This is a genomic window from Streptomyces spongiicola (assembly GCF_003122365.1).
Taxonomy (GTDB): domain Bacteria; phylum Actinomycetota; class Actinomycetes; order Streptomycetales; family Streptomycetaceae; genus Streptomyces; species Streptomyces spongiicola.
Map to the genome: position 1 here is coordinate 498,912 of NZ_CP029254.1, position 16,075 is coordinate 514,986.

The following is a 16,075-nucleotide window of genomic DNA, read 5'->3' on the forward strand; positions in this document are numbered from 1 at the left end:
CACGCGGGGAGACGCGGCGGGGGTGCGCGCGAGCGGGCGGCGGCTGCGAGGTGGCGGGGCGAAGGGAACCGTCCGGTCGGGGTCGCGGTCCGTCAGCCGACGACGCGCCCCCGCATGACCACCGCGCTCGGCGCCGCCAGCACCCGTACGTCCGCCCTCGGGTCGCTCTCGTACACGACCAGATCCGCCGGGGCTCCCTCCTCCAGGCCCGGCCGCCCCAGCCAGTCCCGCGCGCGCCAGGTGGTCGCGGAGAGCGCGTCCACCGCCGGGAGCCCGGCCTTGACCAGTTCGGCGACCTCTGCGGCCACGAGCCCGTGCGGCAGAGAGCCGCCGGCGTCGGTGCCGACGTAGACGGGGATGCCCGCGTCCCAGGCCGAGCGGACGGTGTCGTAACGGCGTTCGTGGAGCCGTCGCATATGGTCCGACCAGCGGGGGAACTTGCTCTCGCCACCGGCCGCGAGCTGCGGGAAGGTGGCGATGTTGACCAGCGTCGGGACGATGGCCACACCGCGCTCGGCGAACAGCGGGATCAGGTCCTCGGTCAGTCCGGTGGCGTGCTCGATGCAGTCGATGCCCGCCTCGACGAGGTCGCGCAGCGAGTCCTCGGCGAAGCAGTGGGCGGTGACCCGGGCGCCGAGGCGGTGCGCCTCGGCGATGGCGGCCTCGACCGCGCCGCGCGGCCAGCAGGCGGCGAGGTCGCCCACCTCACGGTCGATCCAGTCGCCGACGAGCTTGACCCAGCCGTCGCCGCGCCGGGCCTCGCGGGCCACGTAGGCGACGAGGTCCTCGGGCTCGATCTCATGGGCGTAGTTGCGGATGTAGCGGCGGGTGCGCGCGATGTGGCGCCCGGCACGGATGATCCTCGGCAGGTCCTCGCGGTCGTCGATCCAGCGGGTGTCGGCGGCGGATCCGGCGTCGCGGATGAGCAGGGTGCCCGCGTCGCGGTCGGTCAGCGCCTGCTTCTCGCTGGTCGCCTCGTCCACCGCGCCGTGCCGGTCGAGCCCGACGTGGCAGTGCGCGTCGACCAGACCGGGGAGCGCCCAGCCCCGGACGGTGCGGACGTCCCCGGTGGCCGGGCGCCGGTAGGTGACGCGCCCGCCGACCACCCACAGCTCGTCCCGTACGTCGTCCGGCCCGACGAGCACCCGCCCTGTCACGTGCAGCACCGCGTGATCGCTCATGGGGAGCACTCTACGAGTCCCGCCCCGGTGGCCGTCCCGCGACCGGGGACGCCCGGCGCAGCGGGGACACGGGGAACGCCGAGTACCCCGAGTACGCCGAGTACGCCGAGCCACCGGGCACGCTGAGCACCCCGGGCACCCCGAGTACGCCGCGGACGCCGCGGACAACGACGGCACCGCGGGCACCGACGGCACCGCGGGCACCGACGGCACCGGGAACCCCGGCGCGCGTCAGCGGTGCCGTTCCGCACTGCGGATGCCGCCGGCCCCACGCCGTGGAAACCGCCGGCGCCGGTCGCGCGGACTTCCGGGGGCGCGCCTTCGAGGGCTCGGCAGAACCAATTCCCCGAACCGCACCGAAAAAACAAACAGCGCATTAATAGGAGAATTACGTGAGCCACCTTTTACAAGAGCTGCCTCCCGAGTTCGTCTGCCCGCTTTCCGGAGCGCTAAACGCATCGGTTCCCAAGAGATCCCAAGAGCCATTCCGCGGGCCCCACCGCCATGTGACGGACACCACACAAACGGCGTTCTGTCCGATAACTCCCGGTCAAAAACGGATAATTCGCCCCACCCTCACGCCAGGGTGCGCGCCCGCGCGATAACATATAGCGCGGGACTCGCCAACCCCTCCCCACGATGCAATTTATGAATTTGCTCGGTAAATTAAATCCGCATGACCACCGCATTGAGCATCGACAGCCCGAGCGTGGAGGACGGAGCCGCCATCTGGCGCATAGCCCGCGACTCCGAGGTCCTGGACCTCAACTCCTCGTACAGCTATCTGCTGTGGTGCCGCGATTTCGCCGCGACCTCCCTGGTGGCCCGCGGCCCGGACGGCGAGCCGATCGCCTTCGTCACCGGTTACCTCCGGCCCGAGCGTCCGGACGTGCTGGTCGTATGGCAGGTCGCCGTCGACGGCGAGCACCGCGGCCGCGGACTGGCCGGCACGCTCCTCGACGCACTCACACACCGGGTCGTCCCGCGCGGCATCCGCGCGGTCGAGACGACCGTCACCCCGGACAACACCGCCTCGGACCGCCTCTTCGCCTCGTACGCGGCCCGGCACGGCGCGTCACTGGACCGCGAGGTCCTGTTCGACGGCGGGCTCTTCCCCGACGGGGGACACCAGCCCGAGGTGCTGTACCGCATCGGACCCATCGGACCCATCGGACCCATGGAACCCACGGAAGCCGTCGGCCCCGGCGCCTCGATCGGCACCGCCGCCCCCGTCGGCGACTGAGACCGGCGCTCCGGCCGGTCCCGGACACCCGTTCCGCGCCGGGCCGCCCCGGGCAGGCCCGCGCGACCCCGCACGACCCCGCACGACCCGCATCCCAGCTCCGTCCGACCCCACATCAGGAGTGAAACGCTGTGACCATCACCCCGCCCGCCCTGAGTGTCTTCGAGACCCTGGAGTCGGAGGTGCGCAGCTACTGCCGCGGTTGGCCCGCCGTCTTCGACCGCGCGCAGGGCGCCCGCCTCACCGACGAGGACGGCCACACCTATCTCGACTTCTTCGCCGGCGCAGGGTCGCTCAACTACGGCCACAACAACCCCGTACTCAAACGCGCGCTGCTGGACTACCTGGAACGCGACGGCATCACCCACGGCCTGGACATGGCGACGACCGCCAAGCGCGCCTTCCTGGAGAGCTTCCAGAACGCCGTACTGAGGCCGCGTGACCTGCCCTACAAGGTGATGTTCCCCGGCCCGACCGGCACCAACGCCGTCGAGGCCGCGCTGAAGCTGGCCCGGAAGGTGAAGGGCCGCGAGTCGATCGTCTCCTTCACCAACGCCTTCCACGGGATGTCGCTCGGCTCCCTCGCCGTGACCGGCAACGCCTTCAAGCGCGCCGGCGCCGGCATCCCGCTGGTCCACGGCACCCCGATGCCGTTCGACAACTACCTGGACGGCCAGGTCCAGGACTTCCTCTGGTTCGAGCGCCTGCTCGAGGACCAGGGGTCCGGGCTGAACAAGCCCGCCGCGGTCATCGTCGAGACCGTGCAGGGCGAGGGCGGCATCAACGTCGCCCGCCCCGAGTGGCTGCGGGCGCTGGCCGACCTGTGCCGGCGTCAGGACATGCTGCTCATCGTCGACGACATCCAGATGGGCTGCGGCCGCACGGGTGCCTTCTTCTCCTTCGAGGAGGCGGGCATCACCCCGGACATCGTCACCCTGTCGAAGTCCATCAGCGGCTACGGCCTGCCCATGGCGCTCTGCCTGTTCAACCCGGAACTGGACGTCTGGGAGCCGGGCGAGCACAACGGCACGTTCCGCGGCAACAACCCGGCCTTCGTCACGGCGGCCGCCGCGCTGGACGCCTACTGGGCCGACGGGCAGACGGAGAAGCAGACCATCGCCCGCGGCGAGCAGGTGGAGCAGGCCCTCCTGGGCATCTGCGACGAGAACTCCGCCCTCGGCGCCCACTACCGCGGCCGCGGTCTGGTCTGGGGCCTGGAGTTCACCGACAAGAGCCGTGCGTCGGCGGTCTGCGCGCGGGCGTTCGAGCTGGGCCTGCTGCTGGAGACCTCGGGCCCGGAGAGCGAGGTGGTGAAGCTGCTGCCGCCGCTCACCGTGACGCCCGACGAGCTGGACGAGGGCCTTCGCACGCTGGCCCGTGCCGTCCGCGAGACCGCCTGAGGCCCCCGCGGCACCCCGACCCACCCCGTACGGCGAGGAAAGAAAGGTTCTGAAAGCACCGTGATCGTCCGATCGCTCAAGGACATCGAGAACACCGACCGGCACGTCCGGTCGAAGTCCGGCACCTGGGAGAGCAAGCGGATCGTGCTCGCCAAGGAGAAGGCGGGCTTCTCCCTCCACGAGACCGTGCTGTACGCCGGTACGGAGACGTCGATGTGGTACGCGAACCACATCGAGGCCGTGCTCTGCGTGGAGGGCGAGGCGGAGCTGACGAACGACGAGACCGGTGAGGCGCACCGGATCGAGCCCGGCACGATGTACCTGCTGGACGGCAACGAGCGCCACACCCTGCGTCCCAAGACGGACTTCCGCTGCGTCTGCGTCTTCAACCCGCCCGTCACCGGGCGCGAGGACCACGACGAGAACGGCACCTACCCCGCCCCCGGACCCGAGGCCCGGGGGGACCACCAGCACACCGAGGAGGGCTGACCATGACCACCGCGATCACCGACCTCTACCCGACCCGCGGCGCCACCGAGACCGCCGTCCCCCGCCGGGACCCGGTGGTGTGGTCGGCGCCCGGAGCGCCGGGCCCGATCTCCGCAGCCGACCTCCAGGGGTACGAGCACGACGGCTTCCTCGCCATGCCGGAGCTGCTCACCCCGGCCGAGGTGGAGGTCTACCGCACCGAGCTGGACCGGCTGGTCGACGACCCGCTGATCCGCGCCGACGAGCGCTCGATCGTCGAGCCGAGGTCGCAGTCGGTCCGTTCGGTCTTCGAGGTCCACAAGATCAGTGAGGTCTTCGGGGCCCTGGTACGCGACGAGCGCGTCGTGGGCCGGGCGCGGCAGATCCTCGGCTCCGACGTCTACGTCCACCAGTCGAGGATCAACGTCAAGCCCGGATTCGGGGCCTCGGGCTTCTACTGGCACTCGGACTTCGAGACCTGGCACGCCGAGGACGGGCTGCCGAACATGCGGACCGTGTCGGTGTCGGTCGCCCTCACCGAGAACCACGACACCAACGGCGGGCTGATGATCATGCCCGGCTCGCACAAGACGTTCCTGGGCTGCGCCGGTGAGACGCCCAAGGACAACTACCGGAAGTCGCTGCAGATGCAGGACGCCGGCACCCCGTCGGACGAGGCGCTGACCGCGTTCGCGGACCGGCACGGCATCCGGCTGTTCACCGGCCGGGCCGGCTCGGCGACCTGGTTCGACTGCAACGCGATGCACGGTTCCGGGGACAACATCACCCCGTACGCGCGCAGCAATGTCTTCATCGTGTTCAACAGCGTGGAGAACGCCGCGCGGGAGCCGTTCGCGGCACCGGTGCCGCGCCCGACGTTCATCGGCGCGCGGGACTTCACGCCGGTGAGGTGAACTCGGGGCCGGTCCCGGGGGACGCCCCGGGACACGGCGTCGGAGCGCGGTGGTCCCACCTCGGTGGCGCCGCCGTGAGATGCGGGCAGGGGGCCGGCCGCTCGTGCGGCCGGCCCCTTCCCCGTGCGCGGACCGGTGCCGGGAGCCCTTCCGCCCGGACCGGGCAGCCCTCGCCGCCGGCGGAGGGCCGGATGCCCTCCGTGATGACGAGCCCGGCCGAGGCGCCGCTGCGTGTGGTGGTCGACGGTGGAGCCGGTCGGATGAGGCCCGGGCCGAAGGCGCGGCTGCGGGTCATGGGCGCCGTGGCGATGCGGCTGGCGAGCGGTGTGCCGCGGAGGTCGAACGGGTCGAAGGCGGTGGTCATGACAGCTCCCACGGAGACGGGCGGAGAACACTGCCGGTCGGCCGGGCATCGGCCCGGCGGTCACCCGGCCCGGCCCGGCCCGGGAACACACCCCGCGGGGCGGAGGGGAATCGCACCCGGCCCTGAGCCGGGCCGTCACGGCCGCACCGGACACCCGCCCCGGCCCCGGGCGGCGGCAGTCCGACCGCCCCGTGCCCGGCAGGACCTCACCCGGCCCGGAAGGTCCCGCACCCGGCCCCAGGGGGGCACGCCGGGCTGCCCCGCCGCGAGCCTCCCCCGCCGCCGGGCGCGCCCGTCCCGGCCGCCGGGCGCGCCCGGTCAGCCCGCGAGCACGTCGAGGGCCCGGTCGACATCGGCGGCCGAGTTGTAGAAGTGGAACGAGACCCGCAGAATCCCGGCGCGGGCCGACACGACGACTCCCGCGCGGTCGAGCAGGGGCTTGCGCTCGCCGAGTCCGGGTACCCCGACGATCGCCGAGTCGCCGGGCACGGGCTCGTGCCCGAGCCGCACCAGCCCGTCCCGGAACCGGGCCGCGAGCGCGGTGGCGTGGGCGTGCACCGTCGCGATGCCCGCCTCCTCCAGCAGCGGCAGGGACTGCGCGGCCCCGTGGTAGGAGAGGTACGAGGGCGGCTCGTCGTACCGCCGGGCGGAGCGGGCGAAGTGCTCGACGGGTCCGTAGGTGCTCCCCGCCGGGTCCTCGGCCGCGTACAGACCCGCGTGCACCGGGACCAGCGACTCCTGCGCCTCCTCGGTGACGGTGAGGAAGGACGCGCCGCGTGGGCACAGCAGGTACTTGAACCCGGCCGTGACCGTGTAGTCGTACCGCCCCGCGTCCAGCGGCAGCCAGCCCGCGGCCTGGCTCGCGTCCAGCAGGACGCGCGCCCCGTGCCCGGCCGCGGCGGCCCGCACCGCCGGGAGATCCGCGATCCGGCCGTCGGCGGACTGCGCAGCGGACAGGGCCACCAGCGCGGTGCCGGGCCCCACCGCCTCGGCCAGCGAGTCGAGCGGCGCGTACCGCACCTTCAGGTCCCGGGTGGTGAAGGGGGTGACCACGGAGCTGAACTCGCCCTCGGGCACGACGACTTCCGCCCCGGCGGGCAGGGAGGCCGCGATCAGCCCCACATGGACCGCGACCGAGCCGCCGAGCGCGACCCGGTCCGCGGACACCCCCACCAGCCGGGCGAAGGACGCCCTGGCGGCCTCGACGGCCCCGGTGCTCCCCGACCCCTCCGGGCGCCCGTCGGCGATCTCCCGGGCGAGCCTTCCGACCGCTTCCACCGAGCGTCTCGGCAGCAGGCCGCAGAAGGAGGTGTTCAGATACGTCGACGTGGGCGCGAACTCGGCGCCTCCCAGGGTCTCCATGCGCCCCCACCCTAACGGGGCCGGCCTCCCCGGCCGCGGCCTCGACCGACCCGCTCCAGCGGCTTCCCGGTTCGAAGGCCCGTACTCCACACTGGTGCCGCACCCGCCGCGGCCTCCTCCCCCGGGTGGCTCGGTGGCCGAACCCCGACCGCGAGCAGAAGGCCAAGGGCGCGCTGTCCGGCGCCCGGGCCGGCCGGCTCCCGTCAACAGGAGGCTCTGATGGAGGTCGTCCTCCGCGAGGTCCGGCGCCCCGATCTCGACACCTTCTTCGCGCTGATGCAGGACCCGGAAGCCGCGCGCATGGCAGCGTTCACCCCCGGGGACGCGGGCGACCGGGCCCGGTTCGACGCCCGCTGGGAACGGGTCCTGCGCACGGACGACGTCAACCGCACCGTCGTCGCCGACGGGGTCGTGGCGGGACACGCCGCCGTGTACGGGCCGCCAGGTGAGCGCGAGGTGACGTACTGGATCGACCGTGCCCTGTGGGGGCGCGGTGTGGCGACCTCGGCCCTGCGGGCACTGCTGCTGCTGGTACCGGAACGGCCGCTGCACGCCCGGGCGGCGGCCGACAACGCGGGCTCCCTGCGGGTACTGGCCAAGTGCGGGTTCACGGTGGCGGGGCGGGGCACCGGCTTCGCCCACGCGCGGGGCGGGGAGACCGACGAGCTGCTGCTCCGGCTCGACCGCTGAAGACGGCGCGGGCGCGGCCCTCCGTCCGGCGGCCGAGCCCCGCACGGGGGAGGACCGGACGCGGCCGGCCGGGGGCGGCCTCCCGGAACGGACGGCGCCGGCCGGGCGGTCCCGGACAGGCGAGTCCCGGGCAGGCGAGTCCCGGGGGGCGAACCCTCCCGGGCAGGTCGGTCCCGGTCGGCGGCTCACCGCCGCAGAACGTGCTCGGCCCGACCCGTTCGGGGAATCACGCCGGGGAATCACGCCGGGGAACCCCGCCGGGGAACCCCGCTGAGGGAATCACGCCGGGGAACCCCGCCCGGGGACGCCCTCCCGGGAAACCCCGCCCGGGGCGCTCCCCTCCCCTGATGAGGGTTCGGTGAGAAAACCGACCTGTCCGGAACGGTACTCCCCGTGCGACTCGTCCTTCTCCGAGATGAACAAGACGATCAGGCGCACCGCGGTCTTCAGCCTGCTCCTGGTGTTCGCCCTGCTGCTGCGGGCGACCTGGGTGCAGGCCTACGAGGCCAAGGCGCTCGCGGACGACCAGCACAACCGGCGGAACACCATCGCGCAGTACGCGCAGCCGCTCGGCGACATCGTCGTGGCCGGTTCCCCGGTCACCGGCTCGCAGCGGACGGGGGGAGGCGATCTCGCGTACAAGCGCACGTACACGGACGGCGCGCTGTACGCACCCGTCACCGGCTACAGCTCACAGGCGTACGGGGCCACCCAGCTCGAAGGCGTCTACGGCGATGTGCTCGACGGCACGGACAGCCGGCTGAAGAACCCGCTGGACGTCCTCATCGACAAGCAGGCCCAGCCCGGGGACGTCCTCACCACCATCGACCCGGCGGTCCAGCAGGCGGGCTTCGAGGCGCTCGGCGGCAAGAAGGGCGCCGCGGTCGCCGTCGACCCTGCCACCGGGCGGATCCTGGCCGTGGTGAGCACTCCGTCGTACGACCCGTCGCGGATCAGCGGGACCACGGACGGCGAGGCGTGGCAGCAGCTCACCGGGGATGAGGACCGGCCCATGGTCAACCGGGCCCTGCGGCAGCCGCTGCCGCCCGGCTCGACCTTCAAACTGGTGGTCGCCGCGGCGGCGCTGGAGGACGGGCTGTACTCGTCCGTGGACGAGCCGACCGACAGCCCCCAGCCCTACACCCTGCCGAACACCCGGACGGTGCTGGTCAACGAGAACGCTTCCGCCCCCTGCGAGGACGCCACGATCCGCACCGCCCTGCGGTACTCCTGCAACAACGTCTTCGGCAGGATGGCGGAGCAGCTCGGCAAGGACAAGCTCCGGGCGATGGCGGAGAAGTTCGGCTTCAACGACTCCGAGCAGGACGTCCCCGTGCGCGCCGCCACGAGTGTGTACCCGACGGACATGGACGAGGCGCAGACGGCACTGACCGGCATCGGGCAGTTCGAGGTCACGGCCACCCCGCTGCAGATGGCCATGGTGTCCGCCGCCCTGGCCAACGACGGGCTGCTGGCGTCGCCGCACATGGTGTCCAGGGTCGTGGACGCGGACGGGACCACACTGCGGGAGTACCCGGACTCCGACACCGAGCGGATCGTGTCCTCGCGGACGGCGGAGCAGCTGCGCAGCGCGATGGTCACGGTCGTGGAGGACGGCACCGGCAGCAACGCCCGGATCGACGGCGCCGAGGTCGGCGGCAAGACGGGCACCGCCCAGCACGGCGAGGACAACAGCGCGACGCCGTACGCCTGGTTCACCTCGTACGCCGAGGACGCCGGGTCCGGGGCCAGGGTGGCGGTCGCCGTGGTCGTCGAGGACTCCGGGGCGGCGCGCTCCGAGGTGAGCGGCAACGGACTCGCGGCGCCGATCGCGGAGAAGATGATGCGGGCGGCGCTGGCGTAGCGCGGACCGGCGCCGGAAGATTCGGTTCCGGTTGGCGGGCGGGGTGCGGGGCGCGGTATGCAGGGTCCTCCACCCTTTCCATGTCCCGCTTCCGGGGAGGACGTTGTGCGGCGGCTGCCCCGTTCCCTGTCCGGCTGGACGATGGCGGTGTTCGGCGTCCTGGCCGCGGTCATGGGCCTCGCGGGCCTGGCCTCGCCGGACTTCCTGCTCGCGGTCCTCGGTCTCGGCTCCGACGGCGGGCCGGCCGGCGCCGGCGCGGACGGCCGCACGGCAGCGTTCGTCACCGCCTCCTCCATGGCCGCGCTCAACATGGGCGTGTACTACGTGCTGGCGGCCCTGTCCGACTGGAAGCCGTTCTTCCGCTGGACCGTCCCGTTCCGGCTGCTCACCTTCCTGGTGTTCCTCCTCGCGGTGCTCGCCGGGCGGGCGCCCGCGCCGTTCCTCGGCATAGCCGTCTGGGAGGGTCTCGGCGCGCTCGCGACGGGCCTGGCCCTCCGCTTCGACGCACGCCGCGCGGCGCGCCGCGGGGGCGTGCTGCGAACGTAGCCCCGTCCGCCCGCGGGACGGGCCTGCGGCGTCCGGTGCCCGCGATCACAGGGCGGAGGATCCGGAGGATCATCCGGATCCTCCGGAGGGTCACCCCGTACCGGACGCACCCGGATGACCTCGGCAACCCGGCGCGGGGCACCTTCCGGACCCGAGGGGCGGCGGGGAAACGCGTGCCCGACGCCGCAGGCCGGGAGGGATTCACCACACCCGTGGAGCCGCGTCAGACTGCGGACGCCCCGTACCGGTTCGGCGCAAGGTAAGGGAACGGCAAAGCGACCTCGCTCGTTACCCCAGTCATGACAGCTATGACCCCCGGCTCGAACATCCCCCTGGCCGCCACCCGTGTGGCGGTGGACGTCGCCGCTCCGGTGCGGCTCGACGTATCGGGCCTGCTGCTCACCGCCGACGGCAAGGTGCGCTCCGACGACGACTTCATCTTCTACAACCAGCCCTCGGGCGCCGGGGTGGCATACCGCTCCGGCGGCGGCTCCGCACCGGACGCGATCATCGTCGACACCGCGGCCGTTCCGCCCGGCATCGAGAAGATCGTCGTCACCGCCAGCCCGGACGCCGCGGGGCAGACCTTCCAGGGCATCGAGCCCACCGCCACGATCCGGGACGCCGACGCCGGCTCGGCACTGGCCACCTTCACCCCGCCGCGCCTGGGCGCGGAGACCGCCCTGGTCGTCGTGGAGATCTACCTGCGGAACGGGGCGTGGAAGGCGCGTGCCGTCGGTCAGGGGTACGCGAACGGGCTGGCCGGCATCGCCACCGACTTCGGGGTCTCGGTCGACGAGGAACCGGCCGCCGCGTCCGCGCCGGCCGCTCCGACGGCCGCTCCGGCGGGCGCACCCTCGGCGGCTCCGGCGGCACCGGCAGCCGCCCCCTCGCCCCCGCCCGCGGCCCCTCCCGGCTCCGGCAAGATCAACCTCGACAAGGGGCGGGTCAGCCTCCAGAAGAACCAGACCGTGTCCCTGGTCAAGGGCGGCCGCCCGCTGCTCTCCCAGGTCAAGATGGGGCTGGGCTGGGAGCCCGCCTACCGCGGCCGGGACATCGACCTGGACGCCTCCGTGATCGCCTACGGTCCGCAGCGCAACCACCTCGACAGCTGCTACTTCGGCAAGCTCTCCATCCTGAGCGGCGCCATCAAGCACTCCGGCGACAATCTGACCGGCGAGGGCGCGGGCGACGACGAGGTGATCGTCGTGGATCTCGGCAGGCTCCCGGCCGAGGCCACGGGGCTGGTCTTCACCGTGAACTCCTTCTCGGGCCAGAAGTTCACCGAGGTCGCGAAGGCGTACTGCCGGCTGATCGACGCCGCCACGGGCGAGGAACTGGTGCGCTTCGACCTCACCAGCGCCGAGCCGCAGACCGGGGTGATGATGGCGAAGCTCATCCGCCAGTTCTCGGGCGAGTGGGAGATGACCGCGATGGGCGAGTTCGTGAAGTCCCGCACGGTCCGGGGGATGGTCAAGCCGGCCGCCCAGGCACTGTAGCCCGGGCGCACACCGGGAGCGCCCGGGCCGCCGCTCGTCGGCGGCGGCCCGGGCGTCCTGGTGCCGTGTCAGGCGACGTCTGCCCCGTCACGGCGTCCGGTACGGCGACTCGCCGCGTTGCCGGACCGACCGGGTAGACCGGCTACCAGGCCGATCCGGCGCCCTGCGATCCACCGCGCCGGACGCCGCTCCGCGCCGGGGCTGACGGGTGGACCCCGCCCGACGCGGCACCGGGTCAGAGTTTGACCAGTTTGGTGAACGGGCTCAGGATCCTCCCTTGCCTCCCTGAGAAGTCGACGAGGACGGCGTCTGCGCCCTCGACTCCGGTGACTCTTCCGAGTCCGAATTGATCATGCGAGACCCGGTCTCCGACCTCGAACTGCTCGATCGGTGGGGCGGCCGGGTCAGGGCGGTGGAAGGGGCTGGTGGGCAGGCGCCGCCGGGAAGCGAAGGATTCAGTCATCCTGTGCAGTATGTGCCCTCCACCCGCCTCCGGTTCAATCCTCGCGGCCGGTCGCGTCGGCCGGTGTCGGCTCGTCACCGGCGAACGGCCGGGGAATTGCCCTCCCTTGGCGGGTTGACGGGGCCGCCTGCCGTCACTCTGACATCGCGGTCCCCGGAGGCAGGCGGCGGCCCTCGCCGCGGAGGCGGGCGGGCGCGACCCTTGCCGCGGGAAGGCTCGGGAAGGCTCGGGAAGGCACGGGAAGGCGGAGCGAGGCTCGGGACGCGCGGGCCGCCCGCACGGCCGTGCCGCACACCAGCCGCCCGCCCGGCGCCGAACGGAATCCGCCGCGGGGCCGCCCGCGCGCGGCCCCGCCGGGGGGTGACGGCGTCAGCTCCGCGAGCGGGCCTTGAACGCCGCCTTGCGGGCGTCCTTGGCCGTCTTCTTGTCGGGGTGGAGGCGGCCCATCGCCTCGAGGACGTCGACCGTGGCCGGATGGTCGACGCGCCAGACCGCGTCGAAGAAGCCGCCGTGCCGGCCCACGAGGCCCACGATCAGGTCCTGGAGGTCCACCAGGTCGCCCTCGGCGTCGAGCTGGGCCGCGATGGTGTCGACGGCGAGCCAGAAGACCATGGCCTCCGGCGGCGGCGGTACGTCCGGTGAGCCGCGCTCGGCGAGCCAGACCCTGGCGAGGCCGCCGAGTTCGCGGTCGTCCAGGACGTCCCGGACCGCCGGTTCCGCCTCCGGTCCGGCCATCGCGAGCGCCTGCTGGCAGCGAAGGCGGCGCAGCGGCGCACCGGGGTCGGCACCCCGGGCGGCGGCCAGCAGCTCGCGCGCGGCCTGCGCCGGGGCGCGTCCGTCCAGCCAGTGCGCCGTCTCCGCCTGCGCCGCGCCGTCGGGGTAGTGCGCGACCCCGTCGAGCAGCGCGTCAGCGTCCTCGTCCGCGAGATCGCCCAGGGCCGGCACCGACTCCCCGCTCTCGATCAGCCGGTTCCGGACCCCGTACAGCCCGAGCGGGGTGAGCTTGACCAGCCCGTAGCGGGAGAAGTCCTCCTCCTCGGCCGGGAGCGCGGAATCGGCGCCCTCCTCGGCCATCAGCGCCTCGTCGACGGGGCGGTACTCCACCAGCCCGATCGGCTCCAGAACCCGGAACTGGTCGTCCAGGCGCATCATCGCGTCGGACACCTGCTCCAGTACGGCGTCGGTGGGCTCCCTCATGTCGTCGGGAACGATCATCGACGCGGCGAGCGCCGGCAGCGGGACCTGTCCCTCGGCCGCGCCCGTCTCGCCGACGGTCAGCAGATACAGGTTGCCGAGGACCCCGTCGAGGAACTCCGTCTCCACCTCGGGATCCCAGCCGAGCGCGTCGAAGTCGATCCGGCCGTCCGGACCGATGATCGCGTCGGGGTCCTCCAGCACGGGGGCGATGGCGTCGGCGAAGACCGCGTCGAAGGCGTCCTGCCAGAGTGCGAGGACGTCCTGCGGACCGCCGCCCGCGACCAGCGGCAGCGCGCCGCCGGCCGTGACCGTGCCGTACTCGGCCCCGTCGTCCTCCGGATCCGCGGCCTCGACGAGCCCGGTGTCCACGGCGATCCGCCAGGCCTCGCTCGCGTACGCGCGGCCGTCGTCGTCCGGGTGCAGCCCCAACACCTGCGCCGCCGGTGCGAGTTGCTCTTCGGCGAGTTCACCGCCCGCGCCGACCCTGGTCTCCGGCCCGGCCCAGCGCGCCAGCCGGACGGCCCGGGCGAGCAGCGGGGCCCCGAGCGCGTCCCGCGCCAGTTCCGCCTCCGAGGGCAGTCGCACGGGCGGCAGGGCACGGCGTCCGGCGGGGCGGTCTTCTGGCATGTGGGGCTCTCCTCGGCTCTGGTCGTCTCGGCTCGTGGCGGCCCCCAGCGTAGACGCAATTCGCCCGGTGCCTTCCGATTCACGGACCCGTCAACCCCCGTGCACCCGGCACCTCTTGACAAGCCGTACGTCCACACAAGACATTGACGCGCGTAGAACCGTCAGTGGTCACACAAGCCACCCCTCAACCCTCACCCCGGAGTTCCCTGATGCCTTCCATACCGAGATCCGCCGCCGTCGCGGCCGTCGTGGCCGCCGCACTGGCCGCGGGCCTGCTCGCCGGCTCCTCCTCGGCCGCCGCCGATGGCGAGAACGACGGCCCGGCCGTCCGCGTTCACGACATCCAGGGCACGACCCGCACCTCCCCGCTCGTCGGACAGCAGGTCGCGGATGTCGAGGGCATCGTGATCGGTGTCCGCACCTACGGCTCCTCGCGCGGATTCTGGATGCAGGACCCGCAGCCCGACGCCGACCCCGCCACCAGCGAGGGCCTGTTCGTCTACACGGGCTCCACGCCTGCGGTCGCCACCGGCGACGCGGTCGAGGTCTCGGGCACCGTCGGCGAGTACGTCCCCGGCGGCCTCGGCTCCGGCAACCAGTCGATCACCCAGATCTCCAAGCCGGCCGTCACCGTGGTCTCCTCGGGCAACGCGCTGCCCGCGCCCGTGACCATCACCGGCCGGTCCGTACCGTCCGCGTACGCGCCCGAGGGCGACCCCGCCGCCGGGAACAGCATCAACGCGCTGCCGCTGCGGCCCCGCAGCTACGCCCTGGACTACTACGAGTCCCTGGAGGGCAGCAACGTCCGCATCGGGTCCTCGCGGATCGTCGGCGCCACCGACCCGTACTCGGAGCTGTGGGTCACGGTGAAGCCGTGGGAGAACCCCACCGAGCGCGGAGGCACCCGCTACGGCTCGTACGCCTCCCAGAACTCCGGCCGGCTCCAGATCCAGTCGCTGACGCCGACCTCCCAGCAGCCGTTCCCGAAGGCGAACGTCGGCGACGTGCTGTCGGGCACGACCGAGGGCCCGCTGGACTTCAGCCAGTACGGCGGCTACACCCTCACGGCCCGCACCCTCGGCACCGTGCAGGACCGGGGCCTGGAGCGCGAGCGCACCCGCCGGGAGCGCCGCGGCGAACTGTCCGTGGCCACGTACAACGTCGAGAACCTGGACCCGTCCGACCCGCAGGAGAAGTTCGACGCCCTGGCCGCCGCCGTCGTGGAGAACCTCGCGACGCCGGACATCGTCGCCCTGGAGGAGATCCAGGACAACACCGGGACGAAGAACGACGGCGTGGTCGCGGCGGATGAGACCGTCCGCAGGTTCACGGACGCCATCGTCGCCGCCGGAGGGCCCGCATACGACTTCCGCTCGGTCGACCCGGAGGACAACGAGGACGGCGGCCAGCCCGGCGGCAACATCCGCCAGGTGTTCCTCTTCAACCCCGAGCGGGTCTCCTTCACCGACCGCCCGGGCGGCAGCGCGACCGCGGCGACCGGTGTCGTCCGCGAGTACGGCCGCGCCGCCCTCACCCTCTCCCCCGGCCGGGTCGACCCGGCGAACGCCGCCTGGGAGAGCAGCCGCAAGCCGCTCGCGGGGGAGTTCGTCTTCCGCGGCCGCACGGTGTTCGTCGTCGCCAACCACTTCGGCTCGAAGGGCGGCGACGAGAGCCTGACCTCGCACCACCAGCCGCCGACCCGCTCCTCCGAGGCCAAGCGCCTCCAGCAGGCGCAGACGGTGAACACGTTCGTGAAGGACATCCTCAAGGCCCAGCGCAACGCCAACGTGGTGGTGCTCGGGGACATCAACGACTTCGAGTTCTCGGAGACCACGAAGGCGCTGACGGACGGCGGCGCGCTGTACCCGGCGATCAAGTCGCTGCCTCGCGCGGAGCGCTACTCGTACGTGTACCAGGGCAACAGCCAGGTGCTGGACCAGATTCTGATCAGCCCGTCGATCGACGACTTCAGCTACGACAGCGTCCACATCAACGCGGAGTTCGCGGAGCAGAACAGCGACCACGACCCGCAGGTGCTCCGCTTCCGCCCGTAGCCCGTCAGGGCCCGTCGGCCCGTCTCGGCCCGTCTCCGTCAAGGGGGGCCCGTCTCGGCCCGTCTCGGAAGGGACTGCCGAGCCGGGCGCCGGGCGCGGCCGGGACGCCCGCGCTCGGAGCGGGCGCGGGCGTCCAGCGCGTCGCCCGGCCGCCCTCAGGGACCCGGGCGGATCCCGCCCCGAGCACGCTGCCGGGGCCGGGC

At 73.0% G+C, this 16,075-nt stretch carries 13 protein-coding genes; 9 read left to right on the plus strand and 4 right to left on the minus strand.

The window, feature by feature from the left end; all coding sequences use genetic code 11:
- Positions 1 to 92: 92 nt before the first annotated feature.
- Positions 93 to 1,181: an amidohydrolase family protein gene (locus DDQ41_RS02120; RefSeq protein ID WP_109292919.1), complete on the minus strand. Its 1,089-nt coding sequence runs from the start codon at positions 1,179 to 1,181 to the stop codon at positions 93 to 95.
- Positions 1,182 to 1,857: 676 nt separating this feature from the next.
- Between DDQ41_RS02120 and ectA the strand changes: the two genes are divergently transcribed.
- The 4 genes from ectA to thpD all read left to right on the plus strand — a co-directional run bounded on the left by ectA (position 1,858) and on the right by thpD (position 5,206).
- Positions 1,858 to 2,424, plus strand: a complete 567-nt coding sequence (gene ectA, locus DDQ41_RS02125; RefSeq protein WP_262508332.1) for a diaminobutyrate acetyltransferase — start codon at positions 1,858 to 1,860, stop codon at positions 2,422 to 2,424.
- Between the two features lie 131 nt (positions 2,425 to 2,555).
- Positions 2,556 to 3,824 carry a diaminobutyrate--2-oxoglutarate transaminase gene (gene ectB / locus DDQ41_RS02130; protein ID WP_109292920.1) on the plus strand — a complete coding sequence of 423 codons (1,269 nt, stop codon included), beginning with the start codon at positions 2,556 to 2,558 and terminating at the stop codon, positions 3,822 to 3,824.
- A gap of 60 nt (positions 3,825 to 3,884) precedes the next feature.
- A complete protein-coding gene (locus DDQ41_RS02135; RefSeq protein ID WP_109292921.1) occupies positions 3,885 to 4,313 on the plus strand; it encodes an ectoine synthase in 429 nt (142 codons plus the stop codon).
- Positions 4,314 to 4,315: 2 nt separating this feature from the next.
- Positions 4,316 to 5,206 carry an ectoine hydroxylase gene (thpD, locus tag DDQ41_RS02140; RefSeq protein WP_109292922.1) on the plus strand — a complete coding sequence of 297 codons (891 nt, stop codon included), beginning with the start codon at positions 4,316 to 4,318 and terminating at the stop codon, positions 5,204 to 5,206.
- A 682-nt stretch (positions 5,207 to 5,888) separates the two neighbouring features.
- On the opposite strand, the gene DDQ41_RS02150 is transcribed toward thpD, so the two are convergent.
- Complete coding sequence (locus DDQ41_RS02150; protein WP_109292924.1) at positions 5,889 to 6,932, minus strand: aminotransferase class V-fold PLP-dependent enzyme; 1,044 nt, start codon at positions 6,930 to 6,932, stop codon at positions 5,889 to 5,891.
- 219 nt (positions 6,933 to 7,151) lie between these two features.
- Between DDQ41_RS02150 and DDQ41_RS02155 the strand changes: the two genes are divergently transcribed.
- The 4 genes from DDQ41_RS02155 (at position 7,152) to DDQ41_RS02170 (ending at position 11,531) form a co-directional block, all read left to right on the plus strand.
- Entirely contained in the window at positions 7,152 to 7,622 is a 471-nt protein-coding gene (locus DDQ41_RS02155; RefSeq protein WP_109292925.1) for a GNAT family N-acetyltransferase, read from the plus strand.
- 415 nt (positions 7,623 to 8,037) lie between these two features.
- Positions 8,038 to 9,486, plus strand: a complete 1,449-nt coding sequence (locus tag DDQ41_RS02160; protein WP_109292926.1) for a penicillin-binding transpeptidase domain-containing protein — start codon at positions 8,038 to 8,040, stop codon at positions 9,484 to 9,486.
- Between the two features lie 105 nt (positions 9,487 to 9,591).
- The gene (locus DDQ41_RS02165; RefSeq protein ID WP_109292927.1) at positions 9,592 to 10,032 is read left to right on the plus strand and encodes a hypothetical protein; all 441 of its coding nucleotides are present in this window, start codon (positions 9,592 to 9,594) and stop codon (positions 10,030 to 10,032) included.
- A 299-nt stretch (positions 10,033 to 10,331) separates the two neighbouring features.
- Positions 10,332 to 11,531 (plus strand): TerD family protein, encoded by a 1,200-nt coding sequence (locus DDQ41_RS02170; protein ID WP_172607704.1) that lies wholly within the window; start codon positions 10,332 to 10,334, stop codon positions 11,529 to 11,531.
- A 235-nt stretch (positions 11,532 to 11,766) separates the two neighbouring features.
- On the opposite strand, the gene DDQ41_RS02175 is transcribed toward DDQ41_RS02170, so the two are convergent.
- Both DDQ41_RS02175 and DDQ41_RS02180 read right to left on the minus strand, forming a co-directional pair.
- Positions 11,767 to 11,994: a hypothetical protein gene (locus DDQ41_RS02175; RefSeq protein ID WP_109292929.1), complete on the minus strand. Its 228-nt coding sequence runs from the start codon at positions 11,992 to 11,994 to the stop codon at positions 11,767 to 11,769.
- A 369-nt stretch (positions 11,995 to 12,363) separates the two neighbouring features.
- Positions 12,364 to 13,818, minus strand: coding sequence for a hypothetical protein (locus tag DDQ41_RS02180; protein ID WP_109292930.1), 1,455 nt, complete (start codon positions 13,816 to 13,818; stop codon positions 12,364 to 12,366).
- A 209-nt stretch (positions 13,819 to 14,027) separates the two neighbouring features.
- On the opposite strand from DDQ41_RS02180, the gene DDQ41_RS02185 reads away from it, so the two are divergent.
- Positions 14,028 to 15,872, plus strand: coding sequence for an endonuclease/exonuclease/phosphatase family protein (locus tag DDQ41_RS02185; protein ID WP_109292931.1), 1,845 nt, complete (start codon positions 14,028 to 14,030; stop codon positions 15,870 to 15,872).
- The last annotated feature ends 203 nt before the right edge of the window (positions 15,873 to 16,075 follow it).

What these genes read in the sequence shown, in the direction of transcription:
- DDQ41_RS02120 (WP_109292919.1), bottom strand. Translation starts at nt 1,181, where the DNA reads ATGAGCGATCACGCGGTGCTGCACGTGACAGGGCGGGTGCTCGTCGGG.
- ectA (WP_262508332.1), top strand. Translation starts at nt 1,858, where the DNA reads ATGACCACCGCATTGAGCATCGACAGCCCGAGCGTGGAGGACGGAGCC.
- thpD (WP_109292922.1), top strand. Translation starts at nt 4,316, where the DNA reads ATGACCACCGCGATCACCGACCTCTACCCGACCCGCGGCGCCACCGAG.
- DDQ41_RS02150 (WP_109292924.1), bottom strand. Translation starts at nt 6,932, where the DNA reads ATGGAGACCCTGGGAGGCGCCGAGTTCGCGCCCACGTCGACGTATCTG.
- DDQ41_RS02155 (WP_109292925.1), top strand. Translation starts at nt 7,152, where the DNA reads ATGGAGGTCGTCCTCCGCGAGGTCCGGCGCCCCGATCTCGACACCTTC.
- DDQ41_RS02160 (WP_109292926.1), top strand. Translation starts at nt 8,038, where the DNA reads ATGAACAAGACGATCAGGCGCACCGCGGTCTTCAGCCTGCTCCTGGTG.
- DDQ41_RS02170 (WP_172607704.1), top strand. Translation starts at nt 10,332, where the DNA reads ATGACAGCTATGACCCCCGGCTCGAACATCCCCCTGGCCGCCACCCGT.
- DDQ41_RS02175 (WP_109292929.1), bottom strand. Translation starts at nt 11,994, where the DNA reads ATGACTGAATCCTTCGCTTCCCGGCGGCGCCTGCCCACCAGCCCCTTC.
- DDQ41_RS02180 (WP_109292930.1), bottom strand. Translation starts at nt 13,818, where the DNA reads ATGCCAGAAGACCGCCCCGCCGGACGCCGTGCCCTGCCGCCCGTGCGA.
- DDQ41_RS02185 (WP_109292931.1), top strand. Translation starts at nt 14,028, where the DNA reads ATGCCTTCCATACCGAGATCCGCCGCCGTCGCGGCCGTCGTGGCCGCC.